The organism is Acidovorax temperans, assembly GCF_006716905.1.
GTDB lineage: Bacteria > Pseudomonadota > Gammaproteobacteria > Burkholderiales > Burkholderiaceae_C > Acidovorax > Acidovorax temperans.
On record NZ_VFPV01000003.1, the window covers coordinates 348,675 to 371,544 of the forward strand.

21 protein-coding genes and 1 pseudogene are annotated in these 22,870 nt (G+C 62.4%); 12 read left to right on the forward strand and 10 right to left on the reverse strand.

Features of this window, described 5'->3' with window-relative positions; all coding sequences use genetic code 11:
- Positions 1–60: 60 nt before the first annotated feature.
- The 11 genes and pseudogenes from hsp20-GI (at position 61) to BDD18_RS16555 (ending at position 10,276) form a co-directional block, all read left to right on the forward strand.
- On the forward strand, positions 61–519 hold the full coding sequence (gene hsp20-GI, locus BDD18_RS16505; protein ID WP_033871660.1) for a small heat shock protein sHSP20-GI: 459 nt from the start codon (positions 61–63) through the stop codon (positions 517–519).
- Positions 520–541: 22 nt separating this feature from the next.
- Positions 542–1,456, forward strand: a complete 915-nt coding sequence (gene yfdX1, locus BDD18_RS16510) for a heat resistance protein YfdX1 (protein ID WP_142084494.1) — start codon at positions 542–544, stop codon at positions 1,454–1,456.
- A gap of 102 nt (positions 1,457–1,558) precedes the next feature.
- Positions 1,559–2,446, forward strand: a complete 888-nt coding sequence (gene yfdX2 / locus BDD18_RS16515) for a heat resistance protein YfdX2 (RefSeq protein WP_142084496.1) — start codon at positions 1,559–1,561, stop codon at positions 2,444–2,446.
- Between the two features lie 89 nt (positions 2,447–2,535).
- Positions 2,536–3,147 carry a heat resistance membrane protein HdeD-GI gene (hdeD-GI, locus tag BDD18_RS16520; protein ID WP_016451631.1) on the forward strand — a complete coding sequence of 204 codons (612 nt, stop codon included), beginning with the start codon at positions 2,536–2,538 and terminating at the stop codon, positions 3,145–3,147.
- 79 nt (positions 3,148–3,226) lie between these two features.
- The gene (locus BDD18_RS16525) at positions 3,227–4,372 is read left to right on the forward strand and encodes an RNA polymerase sigma factor (RefSeq protein ID WP_142084498.1); all 1,146 of its coding nucleotides are present in this window, start codon (positions 3,227–3,229) and stop codon (positions 4,370–4,372) included.
- The gene (gene trx-GI, locus BDD18_RS16530) at positions 4,362–4,802 is read left to right on the forward strand and encodes a heat resistance system thioredoxin Trx-GI (RefSeq protein ID WP_142084500.1); all 441 of its coding nucleotides are present in this window, start codon (positions 4,362–4,364) and stop codon (positions 4,800–4,802) included. Before BDD18_RS16525 ends, trx-GI begins: the two co-directional genes overlap by 11 nt.
- 3 nt (positions 4,803–4,805) lie before the next feature.
- Positions 4,806–6,522 (forward strand): annotated as a pseudogene (gene kefB-GI, locus BDD18_RS16535) (heat resistance system K+/H+ antiporter KefB-GI).
- On the forward strand, positions 6,519–7,016 hold the full coding sequence (gene psiE-GI / locus BDD18_RS16540; RefSeq protein WP_142084502.1) for a heat resistance protein PsiE-GI: 498 nt from the start codon (positions 6,519–6,521) through the stop codon (positions 7,014–7,016). The pseudogene kefB-GI and the gene psiE-GI overlap by 4 nt, the downstream one beginning before the upstream one ends.
- A complete protein-coding gene (locus BDD18_RS16545; RefSeq protein WP_142084504.1) occupies positions 6,994–7,959 on the forward strand; it encodes a zinc metalloprotease HtpX in 966 nt (321 codons plus the stop codon). Before psiE-GI ends, BDD18_RS16545 begins: the two co-directional genes overlap by 23 nt.
- 24 nt (positions 7,960–7,983) lie before the next feature.
- Positions 7,984–9,135 (forward strand): S1C family serine protease, encoded by a 1,152-nt coding sequence (locus tag BDD18_RS16550; RefSeq protein WP_142084506.1) that lies wholly within the window; start codon positions 7,984–7,986, stop codon positions 9,133–9,135.
- Positions 9,136–9,367: 232 nt separating this feature from the next.
- A complete protein-coding gene (locus BDD18_RS16555) occupies positions 9,368–10,276 on the forward strand; it encodes a LysR family transcriptional regulator (RefSeq protein ID WP_142085025.1) in 909 nt (302 codons plus the stop codon).
- A gap of 256 nt (positions 10,277–10,532) precedes the next feature.
- Here the strand turns inward: BDD18_RS16555 and BDD18_RS16560 are convergent, their stop codons facing one another.
- The 8 genes from BDD18_RS16560 to BDD18_RS16595 all read right to left on the reverse strand — a co-directional run bounded on the left by BDD18_RS16560 (position 10,533) and on the right by BDD18_RS16595 (position 18,220).
- Complete coding sequence (locus tag BDD18_RS16560; protein ID WP_244939123.1) at positions 10,533–11,087, reverse strand: methylated-DNA--[protein]-cysteine S-methyltransferase; 555 nt, start codon at positions 11,085–11,087, stop codon at positions 10,533–10,535.
- 102 nt (positions 11,088–11,189) lie between these two features.
- Positions 11,190–12,098 carry an SDR family oxidoreductase gene (locus BDD18_RS16565; RefSeq protein ID WP_067512047.1) on the reverse strand — a complete coding sequence of 303 codons (909 nt, stop codon included), beginning with the start codon at positions 12,096–12,098 and terminating at the stop codon, positions 11,190–11,192.
- Positions 12,099–12,159: 61 nt separating this feature from the next.
- Entirely contained in the window at positions 12,160–13,095 is a 936-nt protein-coding gene (locus BDD18_RS16570; protein WP_142084508.1) for a glutathione S-transferase family protein, read from the reverse strand.
- A 90-nt stretch (positions 13,096–13,185) separates the two neighbouring features.
- On the reverse strand, positions 13,186–13,650 hold the full coding sequence (locus BDD18_RS16575) for a GNAT family N-acetyltransferase (RefSeq protein WP_142084510.1): 465 nt from the start codon (positions 13,648–13,650) through the stop codon (positions 13,186–13,188).
- Complete coding sequence (locus BDD18_RS16580) at positions 13,650–14,666, reverse strand: NADP-dependent oxidoreductase (RefSeq protein ID WP_142084512.1); 1,017 nt, start codon at positions 14,664–14,666, stop codon at positions 13,650–13,652. The genes BDD18_RS16575 and BDD18_RS16580 overlap by 1 nt, the downstream gene beginning before the upstream one ends.
- A 98-nt stretch (positions 14,667–14,764) precedes the next feature.
- Positions 14,765–15,196, reverse strand: a complete 432-nt coding sequence (locus BDD18_RS16585) for a PaaI family thioesterase (protein WP_044398454.1) — start codon at positions 15,194–15,196, stop codon at positions 14,765–14,767.
- A 139-nt stretch (positions 15,197–15,335) separates the two neighbouring features.
- Complete coding sequence (locus BDD18_RS16590) at positions 15,336–16,133, reverse strand: SDR family oxidoreductase (protein WP_044398452.1); 798 nt, start codon at positions 16,131–16,133, stop codon at positions 15,336–15,338.
- A gap of 182 nt (positions 16,134–16,315) precedes the next feature.
- Positions 16,316–18,220 carry an acyl-CoA dehydrogenase family protein gene (locus BDD18_RS16595; RefSeq protein ID WP_044398450.1) on the reverse strand — a complete coding sequence of 635 codons (1,905 nt, stop codon included), beginning with the start codon at positions 18,218–18,220 and terminating at the stop codon, positions 16,316–16,318.
- Positions 18,221–18,434: 214 nt separating this feature from the next.
- Between BDD18_RS16595 and BDD18_RS16600 the strand changes: the two genes are divergently transcribed.
- Positions 18,435–19,346 (forward strand): bifunctional GNAT family N-acetyltransferase/nucleoside diphosphate kinase regulator, encoded by a 912-nt coding sequence (locus BDD18_RS16600; RefSeq protein ID WP_142084514.1) that lies wholly within the window; start codon positions 18,435–18,437, stop codon positions 19,344–19,346.
- A 129-nt stretch (positions 19,347–19,475) separates the two neighbouring features.
- Here BDD18_RS16600 and BDD18_RS16605 read toward each other — a convergent pair whose 3' ends face one another.
- Together BDD18_RS16605 and BDD18_RS16610 are read right to left on the reverse strand one after the other, a co-directional pair.
- The gene (locus tag BDD18_RS16605) at positions 19,476–20,651 is read right to left on the reverse strand and encodes an acetyl-CoA C-acyltransferase (RefSeq protein WP_067512035.1); all 1,176 of its coding nucleotides are present in this window, start codon (positions 20,649–20,651) and stop codon (positions 19,476–19,478) included.
- Positions 20,652–20,690: 39 nt separating this feature from the next.
- Complete coding sequence (locus BDD18_RS16610) at positions 20,691–22,790, reverse strand: 3-hydroxyacyl-CoA dehydrogenase NAD-binding domain-containing protein (protein ID WP_067512033.1); 2,100 nt, start codon at positions 22,788–22,790, stop codon at positions 20,691–20,693.
- Positions 22,791–22,870 lie beyond the last annotated feature (80 nt).

Here is a 22,870-nt window from a genome sequence, read left to right on the forward strand (position 1 = left end):
AGCCGGCGGCTCTGTTCGGTGCGTCATCCAAGTCGCCGGCATTGTTCAAGGAGAACCGATATGTCTGCATTGACTCCGTGGGACCCCTTCCGGGAACTGGAAGAATTGCAAAACCGCCTGGCGACGATGTTGGGAGGGACACCCCAGCGACAGGGCGCCCGTACCGGCAACGAAGCCATGACCACGGCGGACTGGGCACCAATGGTGGACATCAGCGAGGATGAGAACGCATTCCTCCTCAAGCTGGATCTGCCGGAGGTCCCCAAGGATGCCGTGCGCGTCAGCGCGGAAAACGGCGTGCTCACCATCAGCGGCGAGCGCAAACTGGAAAAAGAGGAGCAGGGCAAGAAGTTCCACCGCATCGAACGTGCGTATGGCCGCTTTGTGCGCAGCTTTGTCTTGCCTGACAACGTTGATCCGACCAAGGTGACGGCTTCCATGAAAGACGGCGTGCTGGAAGTGCGGCTTGTCAAGGCCGAGCAAGCCAAACCGAAACAGATTGAAATCTCAGTCAACTAACTTTAATTAGGAGCCCAAGATCATGAATATCAAACAGCCACAATACACCTTCTCCGCACTTGCCCTGGCGGTCGTCGTCGGACTGAGCGGACCGGCTCAGGCCCAATCGGCGGCAGGTTCTAGCCCAGGTGCTGCAGCACCCTCTGCCGCTTCCAAGGCGGCGCAGCCACAGGTAGATGACAAGGCCGCCCGGGAAGCCGAAAAAAAGCGTGCTGAGCTCACTCAGGACGCCATCACGGCGCTCACCAAGACCCAGGAGGCTTTGACACTTCTTGATGCAAAGAAGACCAAGGAGGCGCTCGCTGCGCTGGAACTGGCCAGCGGAAAGCTGGAACTGGTATTGGCACGCGACGCCAAACTTGCTTTGGCGCCGGTCGATGTACGCGTCATCACCCACGATATCCACGCCAACGTGGAATCGGTCAAGAAAGCGGTCAAGTTGTCTCGGGAGTTGTTGGGTGATGGCGAGCTGCAAAAGGCCCGGCCCATCGTCGCCAATCTGGCCAGCGAAATCGTGATCGAAACCGACAACCTGCCGATGGCAACGTACCCGGCAGCGATCAAGTCGGCCGCACGGCTCATCGACAGCGGCAAGATCGACGACGCCAAGGCGGAACTCGCCCGAGCACTGAACACGCTGGTGGTGACCTCGGTCGCCTTTCCTCTGCCCGTGCTACGGGCTGAAGCCGCGATGGCAAAAGCTGAAAAGCTGGCCGAGACCGACAAGCGCGATGCCAAGCAGAACGAGGAGCTCAGCACCTTGCTGTCGTCCGTGCGCACGGAGATCGAGATGGCGCAGATCCTGGGTTATGGCAAGAAGGCGGATTTCAAACCCATCTTCGATCATGTGAAGTCCATTGAGCAAAAGTCGGCTGGTGGCAAAAGCGGCAAGGGATGGTTCGACGAGTTGAAGACGCGCCTCCAAAAGCTGTTTTGAGGTGATGAAGGGGCCGACTGTTCGGTCGGTCAGTTTCGCGATGTTCGCAGTCAGCCCCAATAGATTCGCCTATTTTCACTAACTCACACGAGGTATATCACCATGAATGAGCAAACATCGAATCCCAATGCGACGAACAAAGAAATAAACGAACAGGCCGCGGTAAGCAGCCTTCCTGTCAGTCCAGAGGCCAAGGCTGAAGTCGTCACGGAGGTACAGCCTGAGGTTCAGAAGGAAACGGACTCGCAGGCGGCAGACAAACGTAAACAAGTCCTCGATGAGGCAGTCTCGGCCTTGGCGCTGACCAAATCAGCGCTGGCCGCACTTGACGGCAAGGACGCTGCACGCGCATTGGCAACGCTGGCCGAAGTGACGGGAAAGCTGGAGCTGATCGTCGCGCGCGAACCCACGCTCGCCCTGGCCCCCGTTGATGTGCGCACCATCGTGCACGACTTGTTCGCCAACACGGAAACCATTGAGGCGATGACCGACGAGGCGCTGGATGCCCTCAAACATGGCGAGGTGCAACAGGCACGTCACGTGCTGGCTTTGCTGGCCAGTGAAATCGTGATCGCGGCCACCAACATCCCTCTGGCGTCCTATCCCGCAGCCGTGAAGGCAGTCGTGCCGCTGATCGATCAGGGCAAGATCGAAGAAGCCAAAGCCGCGCTGCAGTCAGCGCTCAGCACGCTGGTCGAGGAGCGCAGCGTGCTTCCGCTGCCCGTCCTGCGTGCGAAGCTGCTCCTGAAGCGCGCCGAGACCTTGGTAGAAGATGGTCAGCGGAGCGAAGCGTCCAATGAGCGCCTGGAGACATTATTGAACGAAGCGCGGCAGCAGTTGGAAATGGCAGAACTGCTGGGCTATGGAAAGAAGAAGGACTTTGAGCCCCTGTATGCTGAACTCAAGAAAGTCAAGCAAAAGACGGCTGGGGGAGGCGGCGGAAAAGGCTGGCTCGATGAAATCAAGGCAAAACTGTCCAAGTTGTTCTGAAACCCCTGGAGAGGGGGCGCATAGCGCCCCCTCTCTTGTCCCATGAGTGTTTGATTTTTTATTTTGTATAGATCTTTAGGAGATATTGCATGAACACAGACACCATCGCTAATTCCAATGCGGATGACCCCACCAAAGCACTGTGTTCGCTGAGCCAAAATTGGTGGCTTTTTGTGCTGCGCGGTGTCTTGGCATTGATTTTTGCAGCCCTTGCGTTCTGGATGCCACAATCGGCTCTGTTGGCCATGACCATCATGTTCGGCGCATTTTCCTTGGTCAATGGCGCTTTCAACTTGGTTGCAGCGGTGCGCCATATCCAGAAAAAAGAGCGCTGGGGCTGGCTGCTGTTCAGCGGCATTGTCGGCATACTTACCGGCGTCGTCGTCCTGGTTGCTCCTTGGGTCGCCACGATAGTCTTGGCTTCTTTTTTATGGGCTAGCGTGGGCTTCTGGGCGATTTTCACCGGTGTGCTGGAGATATCCGCCGCCGTTCGGCTGCGTCAAGAAATCAAGGGTGAAATTTGGCTTGCCTTCAGTGGACTGCTCTCGATTGTCCTTGGCGCTATCGTCTTGTGGATATTTTTTTCCCGTCCGGTCGAGTCATTCCTGGCCGCAGGCTGGCTGTTGGGCTTCTATGCGGCAGTCTATGGTGTCACGCTTTTGTTCTTGAGTTGGCGTCTTCGCAAAACGCGCCAGGGATAAGAGCGGGTCAAACTAAATTCTATGGATATGAGCATCCTCGATTCATACCTCCATAGAAATGACATCGAAGGAGTCATACATGCATATGCAATATAGCTATCGAGCTATCGACAAAGAGTTTCATGAACCTTGGCAGAGAGCTTTGGGAAATGTGATCGAGCACGCCCTCAAGCCATTGCTCGACAAACACACTAAAGATTCAGTGCGACTTCAAATCGTCCTTGATCGCGACAAGATCAAGCGGCAATTTCTGGCCAGTGGCTATATGCACCTGCCCGGCAAAAAGACTGTCAGCGTTACTGCATCACATGACGAGCTGACGCCCCTCGCGCAGATGCTCGCACAGTCGTTGTTCCGTCAGGCCAAGAAGCATTTTGACCGACTGCATGCTCAGGATCAAATCAAGCGCAAAGCACGACGCGAGCGCTTGCGCGAGCTCAAGGTGCGGATTGCCGCAAAACCCGCGTCAGCCGCCCATGAGGCCAAAGAGACCCGAATGCCTCTACTGTCGAAACTTGAGGCTGTCGCAAGGCGTGAGCTGGCTTATCTGCGGGCCGTCGGCGATTTACCGCGCGATTATCCGACGCTGCGCGACGTGGTGGATGAAGCGATTGTCCGAGCTGAGGTGGAATGGCAATCCGTGCCGGAAGAAAAAGAGGCTTACATCGGTCTTCTGAAGCATCTGTTCGCCGTCCTGGATAACGAAGTGGCAAACAGCCGGCAATTTGGCGAATTCGTTTCTCTGGACGCGCCGGTCGAAGCGGATGCCCAGGACGTCGCCGAGGCCATGGTGGAAGAGGAAGTCTTCGAATTTTATCAGCCCGATGACACACTCAGGCTGGCCGATATCATCGCTGACAGTCAGCATCCCGATGCCGCAACGATCGCGGAACAGGAGGAGCTAGTTGATCGGTCGAGCGAGTTCGCTTTTGCATTCGACCTGCTGAAGGACATGCCGCGTTTGTGGCGGCGCATTTTTCTGCTTATCCGTGTGGACGGGCTGGATGCCAGCAGCGTCTCTGAAATCCTGCTGATTCCTAGTAAGGAAGATACTGTCCAAAGGTGGCTCATTCAGGCCGAAGCGTTCATCGCTGCTCATTTGGAAGAGGCCGGAGTAAGCAAAGACGGGAACGCTTGGCTCCAAGGCGTTGATTGGTCGGCATTGTCTGTGACCCGAAGCGCGGCAGCCTCACTGTGGTCCAAGGAGGCGAACCATGAAGAATGATCTTCACCTCGTCTGTCCGCACTGCCAGTCCATCAACCGCGTGCCGGCCGCCAAGCTCGCGGATCGTCCCAACTGCGGCCGCTGCCAGCAGCCCTTGTTCACGGGCGAACCCATCGAGTTGACCACGGCGACGTTCTCGCGCCACGTGGAGCGCAGCGACCTGCCACTGTTGGTCGATTTCTGGGCACCTTGGTGCGGGCCGTGCAAGATGATGGCCCCGCAGTTCCAGCAAGCGGCGCGCCAGCTCGAACCCAGGGTCAGGCTGGCCAAGGTCAATACCGAGGCAGAACCCCACCTGGCCGCGCAGTTCGGCATCCGCAGCATTCCGACGCTCGCCCTGTTCCAGGGTGGGCGGGAGATCGGGCGTCAGGCCGGCGCCTTGGGCGTGCAGGACATCGTGCGCTGGGTATCGGCACAGCTTGGGCGCTGACCGATGCAGGGCCTGCTGGGCGTTACGCTGAGTCTGCTGGCGGCGTGCAGTCTGGCGGCTGTGGTGACGGCTGCGCTCAGAGTGCCCGCCTTGCTGGGTTACCTCGCCGTCGGCGCCTTACTGGGCCCCTCAGTCACCGGCGTGATCGCGCCGGGAGAAGCGCTTGATTTTCTGTCCGAGCTGGGAGTGGCGCTGCTGCTGTTCATGGTCGGACTGGAATTCTCCCTCGGGCACTTTTGGCTCACTCGCAAGACCGTACTGGTGGCTGGCAGTTTGCAGATGGTCGTTGTGGCCGCACCTCTGACCCTGATGCTGATGGGGTTGGGGCAGCCAGCTCAGAGCGCTGCGCTGCTCGGCGCTGCGGCGGCCATGTCTTCCACGGCGCTGGTCAGCCGGGGAGTTGGCCGACCAGGGTGAACTCACCACACGCCATGGCCGCAGCGCCATCGCCGTGCTGGTCTTTCAGGATCTGGCCAGCGTGCCCCTGTTGGCCTTGCTGGCGATCTGGGCGCGCGGCGAGTCGCCGAAGGTCGAGAGCATGCTGCTCGAAGTGTTGGGCGTGCTGGTGTTGTTCGCAGCAGCGGCGGTTGCTTCGCGCCGTCTGTTGCATGGCCTGCTGGGCTGGGTGGCTCGCCAAGGTCATGAGGAAGCGTTCATGCTAGCCTCCTTGTGTGTGGTCGTGGCCGCGGCCGCCGCTGCGCACGCCGTCGGCGTATCCGCCGCCCTGGGCGCGTTTCTGGCCGGGATGGTGCTGGGCGAGAGCGACGTCCGGCACCACATGGAAAACCACCTCAAACCGTTTCGCGATGTGTTGTCGGGGGTGTTCTTCGTGACTGTCGGCCTGCAGCTGGACGGAGTACAGATTCTTTCGGCACCGCTGACGGTGTTGGCGTGGCTGGCAGTGCTGGTGCCGGTCAAGATCGTGTTCAATACCCTGGCCTTGCGGGCGACGCGCTTGTCCGCCCTCGATGCCTGGCGCACGGGCATAGCGTTGGGGCATGGCGGCGAGTTCGCCCTGCTGTTGTTGGGCATGGTCTTGCAGCAGCATCTGATTCCCGCGACCGTCGTACAACCCATGCTAGTTGCGCTGGTGCTCAGCATGGCCCTGGCACCGCTACTGATCCGCCATCACGATGTACTTGCCCGGTTCTTGAGCCGCACCGGCGGCGTCATTCAGCCACCCCAGGCTGAAGAAGTCGAGATCGCCGCGCAGACGGCGCGATATCGAGACCATGTCATCGTTTGCGGCGCGGGCGAGCTTGGCCTGACAGTCAGCGAGATTCTTCGCCACGCCGGCGTGGCGCATCTGCTGCTGGAGGCGGACGCGCAGAAGGTCGAGGCCGCGCGTGCCGCCGGCGCGCCGGTGTTCCATGGCGATGCCAGTCGGCCCGATACCTTGCTGGCTGCCGGCTTGACGCATGCGCACATGGTGGTGCTGACGTTCGCCCATGCCCAGCAAGCGTTGCGCATCGCCCAGGCGATTGCCGAGCGCCGTCCGGCGCTGACCTTGTGGGTTTCATGCAGAAGTACGACCGCGGCCGATGCATTTCGCGCCATGCCCAACGTGCGCGTGTACCATCAATCCTTTGCCGCAGCTATTGGGCTGGCGGAACAGGTGATGTCGACGCTTGGCATGTCGACCGAGCTGATTGAAGGACACATCAGCGCAATGCGCCGCCGTCTCGACAGCAGCCGTTTTCCAGGGAGTTCATCGTCATGAAATCAACACGCCTTAACCCATTTCAGGTCTTCCGCGACCAATGGGCCATCATGAGTTTTTACGAGCGCTTCGAGCAGGTCGTCGCGCTCGTGCTGTCGGCGGTAATTGCCGTCATCATCGTGGTGTCGCTGTTCCAGCTCATCTCCATCGTCTTCACGCTGCTGGTTCTCGATGCCTTCAATCCCCTGGATCACAAGGTATTCCAGAGTGTGTTCGGCATTATCATGACGCTCTTGATCGCGATGGAGTTCAAGCATTCCATCGTGCGCGCGGCGCTGCGTCGGGACAGCATCATCCAGGTCAAGACCGTGATCCTCATCGGCCTGATCGCGCTGGCGCGCAAGTTCGTGATCCTTGACCCCGAGGCGAGCCCCGCAAAGATAGCCGCGCTGGCAGGCGCCACGCTGGCGCTTGGTGCCACTTACTGGCTGCTGCGCGAGCGCGACGACCGCGCCGCCGAGACATCTGAGCATGACCCGTCATCATCCCAGTGACCCGCGCGCGGCGTTGTTGCAACACCGCTGGCTCAACCGCCTGCAGACCGGGCTGTTGGTCCTGACCCTGGTCGGGATCGCAGCCGTAGCAGGGAGACTGCCGTTTGGGGAAGGCGGCCTGTGGCTCGCGCTGTTTGCCGTTGCAGGTGCGTTGCTGCTGGAACCGGTAGCCGCGTCGGCGCTGAGCTTGCGCCTGTACCGCGTACGGGCCTTGCACCCGCAAGAAGCCCACGAGATGTGGGCCCTGTTGCGCGAGCTGCCCGCCCGTGCCGGTTTGCCCGCCACGCCGGTGCCGCACTATGTGCCCAGTGCCGTCGTCAACGCCTTCGCCACCGGATCGAAGCAGGAGGCATCGATCGCCCTCACCGATGGCCTGCTGCGCAGCCTGAGCCCACGCGAGCTGGCGGGTGTGCTCGCGCACGAGATCGCGCACATCGCCAGTGAGGATCTGCGCGTCATGGGGCTGGCGGATTCCGTCAGTCGCTTCACGAGCCTACTGGCCCTTATGGGACAGATCGCGATCCTGCTGAGCCTGCCCGCGCTGCTGGTTGGCGCGGCGGAGGTCTATTGGCCTGGTTTATTGTTATTGGCCGCATCGCCCCAGCTGGCCCTGCTCGCACAGCTCGGCTTGTCTCGCGTGCGTGAGTTCGACGCTGACCGCCTCGCGGCGGAACTGACGGGCGACCCGCAGGGGCTGGCGTCCGCGCTGGCGAAAATCGAGCGGGTCAGCCGCTCCTGGCGTGCCTGGCTGTGGCCGGGATGGGGCAATCCCGAGCCCTCCTGCTTGCGCACGCATCCGGCAACGCAAGAGCGTATCGCACGCCTGCTGACGTTGGCGCCTGGGCCAGCATCAGCGTTGCCATTCCACGCGCCCCATTTCTTGCCGGAATCCGCTGTGACGCCGCGCCCGCCGCGCTGGCACCCGAGCGGGCTGTGGCGCTGATTGCCTATCAACAGGAGACTTCTCATGGCCTACCCCGACCCGTACCCACGCCCCGCACCGGACCCCTTCATCCGGCGCTGGCTCTTCATCACCGCCTGTATTGCCACGCTCATGCTGGTGTGGCAGTTCCTGCCCGCCATCGAGGCCTGGTTCAGTCCGCGCGAGGCGGCAGATCGCACCGTGACGGCGCGTGGCGATCTGGCGGCGGACGAGAAAGCCACCATCGAACTGTTCGAGAAATCGCGCGCCTCGGTGGTCTACATCACTACCGCACAATTGGTACGCGATGTCTGGACGCGCAACGTCTTCTCCGTGCCGCGCGGCACTGGCTCGGGCTTCATCTGGGACGACGCCGGCCACGTCGTCACTAACTTCCACGTCATCCAGGGCGCGTCCGAAGCCACCGTCAAACTGGCCGACGGCCGCGACTACCAGGCCGCACTGGTGGGGACGAGCCCCGCGCACGACATCGCTGTGCTCAAGATCGGCGTCGGTTTCAAGCGCCCGCCGGCCGTGCCGGTCGGCACCAGTGCCGACCTCAAGGTGGGTCAGAAGGTGTTCGCTATCGGCAACCCCTTCGGCCTGGACTGGACGCTCACCACCGGCATCGTCTCCGCGCTCGACCGCTCGTTACCCGGAGAAGCGGGCGGCCCGGCCATCGATCACCTGGTTCAGACCGACGCCGCCATCAACCCTGGCAACTCCGGTGGGCCGCTGCTCGATTCGGCAGGAAGGCTCATCGGCATCAACACGGCGATCTATAGCCCCTCCGGCGCCTCGGCCGGGATTGGTTTCGCCGTGCCGGTGGACACCGTCATGCGCGTAGTCCCGCAACTCATCAAGACCGGTAAGTACATCCGTCCGGCGCTGGGCATTGAAGTGGACGAACAGCTCAATCAGCGCCTGCTGGCACTGACGGGAAGCAAGGGCGTGTTCGTGCTGCGTGTCACCCCCGGCTCGGCAGCACACAAAGCCGGGCTCGCGGGTGTCGAAGTCACGCCGCAAGGCATCGTGCCCGGCGACCGCATCACCGGTGTTGATGGCAAGGCGACGGACGATGTGGCCAAGCTGCTCGCGCGGCTAGACGACAGGAAGGTCGGCGATGTGGTGGTCTTGTCAGTGGAACGGGCCGGCAAATCGCGCGAGGTGCGTGTGGAGCTGCAACCCGGGAATTGATTGAACTGAACCTGTGGATCAGGCGGTAGTGCAGCGTCGCGGCGATTGAGGTTCTCAGGTCTTCGGCCAGGTAGCGTTCCGCCTCAACCTCCGTAATTTTCGGATGCGATCTGCCTATCCGAATAGGCAAGCATGCAACGCCGGAGCCTCTTGCCAATCATCGAAGGAGAAAGCGAGGCGCAATCCGCATGAGGTGGACGCAGGCCAGGAACGAGGCAAACAGGAGGCCGCATTGGAACTCAGACTACTGCGCTATTTCGTTGCGGTCGCGGAAGAACTGCATTTCGCGCGAGCGGCCGAGCGCCTTGGCGTAGAACAATCGCCTGTGTCGCGCGCAATGCGAAATCTCGAAGCCACGCTCGGCGTGCAGTTGTTCGACCGCAGCGCGCACCAGACGCGACTGACCTGCGCCGGTCAAGTGTTCCTCGGTGAGTGCCGGCGCGTGCTGGCCACCGTGGAGCAGGCGGTGAGTGCCGCAAAGGCGGCGGCGCAGGGCTATCAGGGTTATCTGCGCATCGCCATCTGCGACAGCTTGGCGCAGCCCCACATTGCCACCTTGCTGGCGCGCAGCCGCGAGGAAGAGCCCGAACTGGAGATTCGCGTCTTCGAGCTGCCTTTCGCGCAGCAGCTCAAGGGCCTGCACAACGATCTGCTGGACATCGGTTTTGCGCTGTCGGACGCGGTGAGCGAAGGCCTTGTCGCCGAGCCCGTGTGGACCGATCCTCTGTCGGTGATCGTGCCCGTGCGCCACCCCTTGTTGGCGCACGCGGAAGTGCCATTGGATGAAGCCTTGAAGTTTCCGTTGGTACTGTGCCATCAGGACGCGGGATCGGGCTGCCACCACCAGATCCAGGCGGTGCTTCAAGGTGCGTCCAAGCCGCTCAAGCTGGTAGATCAGGTGACGAGCCTAGGCGTGATGCTGACTCTGGTCGGTGCCGGTTATGGCCTAGGTTTCGCCATTGCCTCGCAGGTGCAGACCCTGAACCGCCCCGACATAACCGTTCGCCCCTTGGCCGGCACGCCGCCCATGCTGTCCACCTACCTGCTGCGCCGCAGCGCCGAACCCTCTGAGCCCATGAAGCGGTTTCTGCAGCGCGCCCGCGAGGAGTTCCTGCTAAAGGGAGATGAACCGGCCTCGTGACGTTGAGCGCTCGGGTACATTGGCTACAGCTGGCTGTCCATGGCTCGCACTGGACTTGCTCGGAGCGCGCGTTGACCAAGCGTGGTTTTCAGTCCATAGTTATGTCCATCTCGGTTCGCCGAGTGCGGAAAACTCGTTATCAATCAACGAGTTGGGAACACGATGATGTTCCCTTCACCCGCTCCAAAAATATTGAAAGCCCGATGTGCCTTGCGCCATCGGGCTTTTTCTTTGGGCGTGCCTGTCGCGGCACTTTTCAAAAGCCAGGCAGCGCTTGGGTGTCGCCCCAGCAAGCCTCTTCGATGTGCAGCATTCGCAGCTTGGTAGCCGTGCCGCCGGTGGCAGAGAAGCCGCCCGCCTGAAACCCCGCCCCCAGCACCCGGTGGCAAGGCACCACGGGCGCAAACGGGTTCAGCCCCAGCGCCTGGCCCACGGCGCGCGCCAGGCCTTTGCTGCCCAGTTGCTCGGCGATGTCGCCGTAGGTGCGCACCTGGCCGGGCGGTATGGCGCGGGTAACGGCATACACGCGCTGGTGAAAGTCTGACACCTGGGTCATGTCCAGCACCACCTCGCGCAAGTCCAGCTTATGCCCCTGCAGCAGCGCCTGTATGCCTTGGATGGCAGCGGCAGCATCGGGTGGCGGGGTCGCTGCATGACAAGGGCCGCTGGCGCGCAGCAACCGCGCCACCGTGGCCGCGTCGTCCTGCTCGGGCAACTGCACCGCGCGCGCGCCTGCGGCGCCCCACGCCAGCGCACAGCGGCCCACGGCCGTGTCGAACAAGGCATGGCCCAGCGCGGGGCTGGGCCGCAAGGATGGCTCATGCATTGCTATACAAACAATAGCTGCATGCGCTTATAAATCAGGCGCTAGCGGCCTATTTGACCTTAAACGCTCGGCCAGCACTGCCGGTGCTCAGTCTTCGCTACGCAAAGCCGCGCGCAGCTTGGCGCCCAATTCAGGCTTGCCGGCAAAGGGGTCAGTGGGGTTGCGCACCTGCAGCACATCTTCCATGCGCGTCTGCACCGAAGCCAGCGCCTGAGGATGGCTGTAGATGTAGAACTGGCCTTGCGCTGCCGCGTCGAACACTTTCTGCGCCACTTCGGCTGCCGTGACCTTGCCGCTGCCCACGGCCTTGTCGCTCATGGCCTGGCCGATGAGCTGGCTCTTGGTGGGCTTTTCAGAAGGCAGGTCCTGCGGGCGGTTGCGGTGGCTCTGGCTGATGCCGGTGGGCACAAAGTACGGGCACAGCACGCTAGCGCCAATCTGGTCGGTGACCAGCGACAGGTCCTGGTACAGCGTTTCAGACAGCGACACCACGGCGTGCTTGCTCACGTTGTAAATGCCCATGTTGGGCGCGTTCAGCAGGCCAGCCATGCTGGCCGTGTTGATGATGTGGCCACGCCAGGCGGGGTCGGCCTTGGCAGCCGCCAGCATCACGGGGGTGAACAGGCGCACGCCATGCACCACGCCCCACAGGTTCACACCCAGCACCCATTCCCAGTCTTTGACGGAGTTCTCCCACACCAGGCCACCAGCGCCCACACCGGCGTTGTTGAACACCAGATGGGGGGCGCCAAAGCGCTGCTGCACATCAGCGGCCAGTTGCTCCATCTGGGCGGCGTTCGACACATCGACCTTGCGGGCCAGCACCTGGCTGCCTGCGGCCTGCATCTCGGCAGCGGCGGCGTCCAGCGCGTCTTGCTGCACATCCACCAGCACCAGGTTCATGCCCAGGCGCGCGCCAATGCGGGCACATTCCAGTCCAAAGCCCGAGCCTGCGCCGGTCAGCACCGCCGTCTTGCCAGCAAAGTTGTCGATCATGTTTTTATCTCCTTGAGTTTGTTGTTGGATGTTCTGTGAAGGGCACGGCCCGCGCCGTGCTTCAGCCAGCAGCCTTCTTCAGCACGTATCCGATGCGCGGAAAGTGCACATGCACGGTGCCTGCGCGCGGGTCGGTACGGCGCAGGGTGTAGCGGGTGCGGGTGGCGGCCAGCAGCTCGCCTTCGGTCACTTCAGTGCCGAAGCTCTCGGCAGCAATTTGCACCTGGCTGCCCAGTGCAATGCCGTGCTCGTCCTGAAAAATATCGTCCAGCAGCGGCATGGGTTCGGCCCCTGCCGCCACGGTGATCGCGTCGGTAGCGCTGAATTTTTCGATGCGCCCCTGGCCCAGTGCCTCGATGCGGTCCATCCACTCCAGCACGGCGGGGGTGGCGTCAAAGATGCTGTCCATCAACGGCACCACGCGGCGGGTGAACCACAGCGGGTGGTAGGCGGCAAAGTCGGCCACGCAAGGCTCGGTGCCGAAGAGGAAGTCGTGCTCCTCCACCATGTGCGCAATGCGCCGCAGGTACGAGCGGTAGGCGGCCGTAGCGTCTTGCGGGCGCTGGCGCACCATGCCTGCGCTCATGGCCTTGCGGTCTTCTGCAAACGCCTGGGCGGCAGCGGGCGGCAGGCTGGCAAACAGTATCTCAGCGCCTTTGGGCTGCAGGTTGTAGGCCATGGAGGCCCAGAACAGCGTGCTGTCGGCCCACTGCGCAAACACGCGCGACACACCCTTGAGGTGCGGCGGGTACAGCACCGGTTCAGGCTGGATGTGCTCCAGCACGTCGCAGATCAGTGCGGTGTCGCAATAAATATCCGCCCCCACCTGCAGCACGGGGGTTTTGCGGTAGCCGCCCGTCAGGGCCACCAGATCAGGTTTGGGGCTGATGCTGGGGATGATGACGGACTTCCACGCCAACTGTTTGAACCCCAGCACTGAGCGGATTTTTTGCGCAAAGGGCGATGAGGGGTAGTGGTGAAGAATCAGGGCAGACATGGCGAAATCTCCTGTACAGCGTTTTCAACCAAAAGCACTTGCGTGTGCACTGCGGCGTAACAAGCTGGGGCACACGCGCGGCGCGCCCGTTCAGCCCTGCACCACGGGTGGGGTCCACAGCATTTCGATGTGGGGGATGTCATCTTCGAGGTATTCGTCCGACACCGCCACAAACCCAAAGCTGCCGTAAAAGCGCTGCAGGTGCGCCTGCGCACTGATGCGCACCGCCCTGCCCGGCCACACCTGCTGGCAGCGGGTCAGCCCTTCGGCCACCAGCAGACGGCCGGTGCCGTTGCCACGCGCTTCCTTGGCGGTGACCACGCGGCCAATGGAGGGCTCGGGGTAGTTCACGCCCGGGTCCACCACGCGCAGGCAGGCCTGTAGCACGCCCGCCTCGTCGTAGCCCAGCAGGTGATAGGACTGCTTATCAGCGCCATCCGGGTCCTGGTACGGCCCCTGCTCCAGGATGAACACCTTGTAGCGCAGGGCCAGCGCATCGTGCAGCGCATGCACGCCCAGGTCGTCGAAGCGGGCCCAGACCCAACGCAGCGCCATCAGACCAGCTTCACCAGTTGCTTGCCAAAGTTCTTGCCCTTGAGCAGGCCCAAGAACGCCTCTGGTGCGGCAGCGATGCCCTGGGCAATGGTTTCGCGCGGACGCAGCTTGCCGGTGCCGACCAGGGTGCCCAGCTCCTTGAGCGCATCGGGCCAGACTTCCATGTGTTCGCTCACGATGAAGCCCTCGACCTTCATGCGGTTAATCAGCATGAGCGCAGGGTTGGCCATGGGCAAGGGTGCGCCGTCGTAGCCAGCGATCATGCCGCACAGGGCGATGCGGCTGAAGGCGTTCATGCGCAGCATCACGGCGTCCATGATCCAGCCGCCCACGTTCTCAAAGTAGCCGTCGATGCCGTTGGGGCAGGCTTCCTTGAGTGCCTTGGCCATGGCTTTCACATCGCCATGCACCTTGTAGTCAATGCAGGCGTCAAAACCCAGCTCTTCAGTGGCGTACTTGCACTTGTCCGCACCACCGGCAATGCCCACCACGCGGCAGCCACGGGCTTTGGCCAGGGCAGCAAACGCGCTGCCCACCGCGCCGGTCGCAGCGCTCACCACCACGGTGTCACCTTCTTTGGGGGCAATGATCTTGACCAGGCCATACCAGGCCGTCACGCCCGGCATGCCGACGGCGCCCAGGTAGTGCGACAGCGGCACATGGGTTGTATCGACCTTGCGCAGCGCACCAGGGGCATTGGCATCCACCACGCTGTACTCCTGCCAGCCGCCCATGCCCACCACCTTGTCGCCCACGGCGTACTTGGCGTTGCGGCTTTCCACCACCTCGCCCACCGTGCCGCCAATCATCACTTCGCCCAGAGGCTGCGATGCGGCGTAGCTCTTGCTCTCGTTCATGCGGCCGCGCATGTAGGGGTCCAGACTCAGGTAATGGTGGCGCACCAGCACCTGGCCGTCGGCCAGCGCAGGGGTCTCTGCCGACACCAGCTTGAAGTTGCTGGCCACGGCTTCGCCCTGGGGGCGGTTGTCGAGGAGGATCTGCTGATTGATGGGCATGGAAAATCCTTTTGCTATGGTTTCAATAGCTGCCAGCGCTTTATCTGCAAGCGCCAGAGGCCAAAAGTACTTGAAGTGCTGATTTGTACTACGTCGCTTCAGTCCGTCGAGACAGACTTGAGCTGGTTGATGTTGCGCCCGTCTACCGGCAGGCGCTTGACGTACTTGAACGTGCCAGTGGCATGGCTGCAGATGCGCCCTGCCGCGTCATACACCGAGCCTTCGGTGAAAGCCAGCGTGGCCGTGCGGTGAATCAACCGCCCCTTGGCCACCAGCGGGCCCTTGGCGGGCTGCATGAAGCTGGTCTTCATCTCGATGGTGACCACGCCCATGTCCGGCGTTTCGCTGCGCGCGGCCGTGGCCATGGCCACGTCCAGCAGGGTCATCGACGCACCGCCGTGCGTCACGTCAAAGGAATTGAAATGCTCGGGCTTGGCCTCGTAGTGCAACTCTGACTCACCACCTTCCATGCGGTGCAGGGTGAAGCCCAGGTGGGTGACAAAGGGGATTTCAACGCCAAAACTTTTCAAAACAATTCCTCGGTAGGCAAACTAAGAGACGCGCGCGAGGCAGGCCAGGGACCGTCCCGCCGCGCTGGTGAGCTCCCCTTCCCGGCAAAGCCGAGAGAGGGGGACACCGGCAAGGCCGCGCAGGCAGTTGTACTCTAGTTCAACCGCCAGTCACCACGCTCACGCCCCCATCGACCGCCAGCCACTGGCCGGTGATGTGCTTGCCCGCATCCGACGCATACAGCACGCACAGACCCTTCAGGTCTTCATCGTCGCCCAGGCGGCCCAACGGTGCGCCCGCCTTGAGTTTTTCCTCGCCCAGGGCCTTGAGCGTGCCCACCGTCATCTTGCTGGGGAAGAAGCCAGGGCAGATGGCGTTCACACGAATGTTGTACTTGCCCCATTCGGCCGCCAGCGCGCGGGTGAAATTGATCACCGCGCCCTTGGACGTGTTGTAGGCGATGGTGTTCATGCCGCTGGGGTTGCCACCCAGGCCAGCGATGGACGCCACGTTGATGATGCTGCCCTGCTTGCGGGCGATCATGCTGTGCTTGGCGATGTGCTGGCTCAGGATGAAATAGCCACGCACGTTCAGGTTCATCACCTTGTCCCAGGCGTCCACAGGGTGGTCTTCGGCGGGCGAGCCCCAGGCGGCGCCTGCGTTGTTGACGAGGATGTCCACATGGCCACCCAGGCGGCGAATGGCTTCGTCGGCCAGGCTGCGGATGTCGGCCTCGTTGGCGCAGTCAGCGGCAATCCATTGCGCATCAATGCCAGCGGCTTTCAGCTCGGCAACGGCCTCTTCCAGGTCAGACGCCTTGCGCGAGCTGAGCAGCACCTTGGCACCGGCTTCGCCCAGCGCGTGGGCCAGTTGCAGGCCCAGGCCGCGCGAGCCGCCGGTGACCAGGGCGGTCTTGCCCTTGAGGTCGAAGAGTTGCTGAATGGTGCGATGGGTCATGGTGTGTCTCCTTGTGTTTGCAATCGGGGTTGGGCGCCGCTAACGGTTCACGGCCTGGCGCCGCACCGCTGTGGCAGCGGCCTTTGCGGTGTGTGCCGCACATTGTGGTGATGCAGGCGGCACAACCGTGTCGCCTGCGCGATCCTGCGCGCGGGGGCTTCCCGCGCACGGTGCTGGGCGCCTCAGAACGCGTCTTCCGGCATCTGTGCGCAGGTGGCGTCGCGGGTGCTGACCACCTGCAGCCAGGCACCAATCTTGGGCAACTCGTAATGGAAGAAAAACTGCATGGCACCCATGCGGCCCACGCTGGCCGGTTGTGCCACGGCAGCGTCTTTGGCCAACGTTGCCAAGGCCAGGTCCAGCCACACCCATGCCAGCACCGTGTGGCCGAATGCCTGCATGTAGGGCACGGCATTTGCCAATGCATCACCGGGCTCGCCCGTGGCCCACGCAGCCTTGGTGGCGGCACCCACCTGCTGCAAAGCGCCAGCCAGTGCGTTGGCATGTGCGGCCAGGCGCGGCACCTGCAGTGCGCGCTGCACGGTGCCGTTGATGCGGCCCGCCAGCAAGGCCAGGCCCTTGCCACCTTCCATCAGCACCTTGCGGCCCAGCAGGTCCATGGCCTGGATGCCATGCGTGCCTTCGTGGATCATGTTCAGGCGGTTGTCACGCCAGTACTGCTCTACCGGGAAATCGCGCGTGTAGCCGTAGCCACCGTGAATCTGGATGGCCAGGCTGTTGGCCTCCAGGCACCACTCGCTGGGCCAGCTCTTGGCGATGGGGGTGAGCACCTCCAGCAGCAGGCGGGCTTCGTCGGCGGCCTCGGGCGTGCCCGTGTGCTGCTCGTCCACCAGCAAAGCGCAATACAGGTTCAACGCCAGGGCACCCTCGCCGTAGGCCTTTTGCGCCAGCAGCATGCGCTTGATGTCTGCGTGCTCAATCAAGCGCACTTGGGGGGCGCTGGCGTCCTTGCCGCCCTTGCCCGCAGCGCTGGCGCTGCTTGACTGGATGGGGCGGCCCTGAGGGCGGTTCTTGGCGTAATCCAGGCTGGCGTAGTAGCCCGCCAGGCCCAGCATCGTGGCAGCCATGCCAATGCCAATGCGCGCCTCGTTCATCATGTGGAACATGCACTTGAGGCCATCGCCCGGCTTACCAACCAGGTAGCCAATGGCGCCGCTGCCGGCGCCGTCCAGGCCTGCGCCCGCAGCGCCGCGCACGGGGTACTTGCCTTCGCCAAAGTTCAGCAACGTGTTGGTGGTGCCGCGCCAGCCCAGCTTGTGGTTCAGGCCCGCCAGCGCCACGTCGTTGCGCTCGCCGGTCAGATGGCCTTCGGTGTCCACCAGCTTCTTGGGCACGATAAACAGCGAGATGCCTTTGACGCCCGGAATCAGTTTGCCGTCTGGCCCTGGAATCTTGGCCAGCACCAGGTGCACGATGTTTTCCGTCAGCTCATGGTCGCCCGAGCTGATCCACATCTTGTTGCCCTTGAGGCGGTAGCGCGGGCCCAGCGGATCGGCTTCAAAGCCCTCACCATCCGGCACGGCGCGCGTGGCCACATCCGACAAGGAAGAGCCCGCCTGCGGCTCTGACAGGCACATGGTGCCTGACCAGCGGCCATTGAATTCATTGAGCGCGAACACCTGCTTTTGCAGATCGGTGCCATGCACCATCAGCAGGTTGGCGTTGCCCGAGGTGAGCAGGTTGGACCCGATGCTGATCGACGCCGCCGCAAAGAAGCTGTTGGCCGCAGCCTCGACCGTGTAGGGCAGTTGCATGCCGCCAATGTCGTAGTCCTGCGCGGCGCTCAGCAGGCCGGATTCCGCATAGGCGCGACGTGCTTCATAAGTGGCCTGCGGCAGCACCACGCGCAGCGTGCCATCGGGCTCGGTTTCGGTGCGAGGCTCTTCCAGATCGACCAGCCGGTTGAACGGCGCGTACTTCTCGCGGGCGATGCGTTCGGAGGTGTCGAGCACGGCATCGAAGGTCTCACGCGAATGGTCGGAAAAGCGCGAACGCTGCTGCAGCGTCTCGGCCTCAAGCCATTGGTAGAGCAGGAAATCCAGGGTGTGGCGCAGGGAGGAGGTCATGCAGAAATTATGGGGAATGCAGCCCCGCAATCCCTGTCTTGTGCGCGACGGGCATGGGCCTGCGATGGCACGCTAAACCCCCTCGCTCTAGTGCGACACCCGCGCGCGAAGGTGCTTTTGTTGGGGCGGCACTTTAAAATGCGCAACTTCTCGAAAGAACCGTCATGGCCATAGCCATGAAAGGCTTTCATTCTTGCAGCCAAATGTGGTGAAGATGACTAAGCCTTTCATATCTCTGTGCCCCGAGATCACTCGGGCCGACGCGTTCAATCTCATGGACTGGCTGGAGGACGAGCACGTCACCCGCTACCTGAGCGATTCCCGCCACGTTTCCCGCTTCATTGAGCAAGTCGTCGGCCGGGTGCAACTCCCCATCCTCACCCATCTGTTCAACCAGGGCGGCCGCTTCTTCATGGCGTATGACCGTGATGATGTGCCGGTGGGGTTTGTGCGCCTGGTCAAAATGGGTAGAGATTGTGAGATGGTGCTGGTCATCGGCAACCGCGAGAACTGGGGCCGCAAGCTGGGCGCCAGTGCGATTCGCGAAGGCATGAAGCTGGCCTTCTTCGACATGCGGGCAGAAAAGCTCATCGCCAAGATCCATGCCGACAACGCACGCTCGCGCAAGGCCTTTGAGCGCTGCGGCTTTCTGCTCGAAACCCAGACCCCTGCCCTGCACTCCCTGGCCATGACGTCGGAGCGCTACCTGCGCCTGCTGCGCGAAAACCCCGCAGAACACGTCACCCACATCCACATCACCGAAATTGACAAGGCGCGGCTCAGAAACATGCTCGCCTTCGAAGAACCCTCGGGCATTTTCGAGCTGGAGCACGAAATCGAGCGTGCCATCGTGGTGGACCCGCTGGCCGTAGCGAGCGATGTGGTGACCATGAACTCCAAGGCCGTGGTGCAACTGGACGACGAGGCCATGGAAGTGGCACTGGTCTACCCCGAAGACGCAGACGACAGCGCAGGCAAACTCTCGGTCTTCGCAGACATGGGCACCGCCATCCTGGGCTACAAGGAAGGCGACACTTTTGCGTGGCGCTTGCGGAACCGCACCCGCCACATCCGGATTGAAAAAGTGCTGTACCAGCCCGAGGCGGCTGGCGACTTCCACCTGTAATTCAAGCCTTTTCGGCACCCAGCGCTCATCCAGCAAGCGCCAGCAGCTATCAAAAACAAAGCAAAACGCCCCGCGTAGGCCGTTGGCTGTGCGGGGCGTTTGGATTGCTGACAGGGTAAGGATCAGCGCTTAAAACACTTCAAAAATGCCCGCAGCGCCCATACCGCCACCAATGCACATGGTCACGCACACGCGCTTGGCACCACGGCGCTTGCCTTCAATGAGGGCGTGGCCCGTGAGGCGCTGGCCCGACACACCATAGGGGTGGCCCAGGGCGATGGCGCCGCCGTTCACGTTCAGGCGGTCGGCCGGAATGCCCAGCTTGTCGCGACAGTACAGCACCTGCACGGCAAAGGCTTCGTTCAGCTCCCACAGGTCGATGTCCTGCACCGTAAGGCCCAGCTTCTTCAGCACCTTGGGCACGGCAAACACAGGGCCAATGCCCATTTCGTCAGGCTCGCAACCGGCCACCGCAAAGCCGAGGAAGCGGCCCAGGGGCTTGAGGCCCTTCTTGCTGGCGTACTCTTCGCTGGTGACCACGCAGGCACCGGCGCCATCAGAGAACTGGCTGGCATTGCCGGCCGAAATCAGGCCACCGGGCAGCGCCGAGCGCAGACCTTGGATCGCCTCCACCGTCGTGCCTTCGCGCGTGCCTTCATCCTTGCTCACCGTGACTTGCTTGGTGATCAGGCCCAGCGTCTTGTCGGCCACACCGGCCGTCACGGTGATGGGGGCGATTTCGGCATCGAACAGGCCAGCGGCCTGGGCTGCGCAAGCCTTTTGCTGGCTGGCGGCGCCATATTCGTCCATGGCTTCGCGGCCGATGTTGTAGCGCTTGGCCACTTGCTCGGCGGTCTGCAGCATGCTCCAGTAGATCTCGGGCTTTTGCTTGGCCAAGGCCAGGTCCTGGATCATGTGCAGGTTCATCTCTTGCTGCACGCAGGAGATGCTTTCGACGCCACCGGCCACGAACACATCGGCCTCGCCAGCGATGATGCGCTGGGCGGCCATGGCAATGGTCTGCAAGCCCGACGAGCAAAAGCGGTTGACGGTAACGCCCGATGCCGTGATGGGCAGGCCAGCCTTCAGCGCAATCTGGCGCGCGATGTTGCTGCCCGTGGCCCCCTCGGGCGTGGCGCAACCCATGATGACGTCGTCCACGTCGGCGCCGTCGATGCCTGCACGCAGCACAGCGTGCTGCACGGCGTGGCCACCCAGCGTGGCGCCGTGGGTCATGTTGAAAGAGCCCTTCCAGCTTTTGGCAAGCGGCGTGCGGGCGGTGGAAACAATCACTGCGGATGTCATGTGAATTCCTTTATTCGGTAATGCGGTGCAAGCGGCTGCTTACTGGAAGGCCTTGCCTTCAGCGGCCAGCTTGACCAGGAGCGGTGCGGGCGCCCAGGCGCTGGCGTCGTCCATGGGGTTCTGGGCAAAGCGGTTCATGGCTAGCACCACGTTGAACAGGCCGACTTCGCTGGCGTAGTGCATGGGGCCACCACGGTGGATGGGGAAGCCGTAGCCCGTCACGTACACCATGTCGATGTCGCCGGACTTGCTGGCAATGCCCTCCTCCAGAATCTTGGCGCCTTCGTTCACCAGCGCGAACACCAGGCGCTGCACGATTTCCTCGTCGGACACCTTGCGCGGAGGAACGCTCAGCGTCTTGCGGTGTTCTTCGATCATCTTGTTGACCACATCGCTCGGAATCGCATCGCGCTTGCCGGCCTGGTAGTCGTACCAGCCTGCGCCAGTCTTCTGGCCGAAGCGGCCCATCTCGCACAGCAGGTCTGCCGTCTTGCTGTACTTCATGTCGGGCTGCTCTACCGCACGGCGCTTGCGAATCGCCCAGCCAATGTCGTTGCCTGCCAGGTCGCCCATGCGGAAGGGGCCCATGGCAAAGCCGAACTTCTCGATGGCCTTGTCCACCTGCTGGGGCGTGCAGCCTTCGTCGAGCAGGAAGCCGGCTTGCTGGCTGTAGCGCTCGATCATGCGGTTGCCGATGAAGCCATCGCACACGCCCGAGACCACGGCGGTCTTCTTGATCTTCTTGGCCACAGCCATCACGGTGGCCAGCACATCCTTGGCAGTTTCCTTGCCACGCACCACTTCCAGCAACTTCATCACGTTGGCAGGGCTGAAGAAGTGCATGCCCACCACGTCCTGCGGACGCTTGGTGAACGCAGCGATCTTGTCCACATCGAGTGTGGACGTGTTGGAAGCCAGGATGGCGCCGGGCTTGGCCACAGCGTCGAGCTGCTTGAACACAGCTTCCTTCACGCCCATCTCTTCAAACACGGCTTCGATGATGAGGTCGCAGTCTTTCAGGTCGTCATAGCTCAGCGTGGTGCTCAGCAACGCCATGCGCTGTGCGTACTTGTCTTCCTTGAGCTTACCCTTCTTGACCTGGGCTTCATAGTTCTTCTTGATCGTGGCCACACCACGGTCCAGGGCTTCCTGCTTGGTTTCCAGAATGGTGACAGGAATGCCTGCGTTCAGGAAGTTCATGCTGATACCGCCACCCATGGTGCCTGCACCGATCACGCCCACTTTTTGAATGTCGCGCTTGGGGGTGTCAGAAGGCACGTCTGGAATCTTGCTGGCAGCACGCTCTGCAAAGAACAGGTGGCGCAGTGCGCGCGATTCAGGCGTCCACATCAGGTTGATGAACAGCTCGCGCTCGTACGCCAGGCCATCGGCAAACTTGCGCTTGGTGGCAGCTTCCACGGCGTCCACGCACTTGGCGGGCGCAGGGAAATTCTTGGCCATGCCCTTGACCATGTTGCGCGCAAACTGGAAGTACGCGTCGCCTTCGGGGTGCTTGCACGGCAGGTTGCGCACCAGGGGCAGTGGGCGCACATCGGCAACGCTGGCCGCAAAAGCCAGGGCTTCTTCAGCCAGGGCTTCGGGCGATGCAGCCATCTTGTCGAACAGCTTTTGGCCGGGCACCGCACCGATCATTTCGCTCTTGACGGGCTCGCCGCTCACGATCATGTTGAGCGCGGCCTCGACACCCACTACGCGGGGCAGGCGTTGCGTGCCGCCGGCACCGGGCAGGATGCCCAGCTTCACTTCGGGCAGGGCCACCTGGCAACCAGGGGCGCCCACGCGGTAGTGGCAGCCCAGGGCCAGCTCCAGCCCCCCGCCCATGCACACCGTGTGAATGGCAGCCACCACGGGCTTGCCAGAGTTCTCCACCGCGTTGATGACGGAGTGCAGGTTGGGTTCCTGCATCGACTTATCAGTGCCGAATTCCTTGATGTCGGCCCCGCCGGAGAAGGCACCGCCAGCGCCCGTGATGACGATGGCCTTGACGGCAGCATCGGCATTGGCCCGCTGCAAACCGTCCACAATGCCTTGCCGGGTGGCAAGACCAAGCCCGTTGACGGGCGGGTTCGACATGGTGATCACGGCAATGGAGCCGTGGACTTTGTATTCAGCGGTCATGCTGTTGTCCCTTGCAAAGTAAAAAAGAACGGTCGTGCGATTTTATTGTAGTGGCTGAGGGTGACTTTGCCAGGGACAGA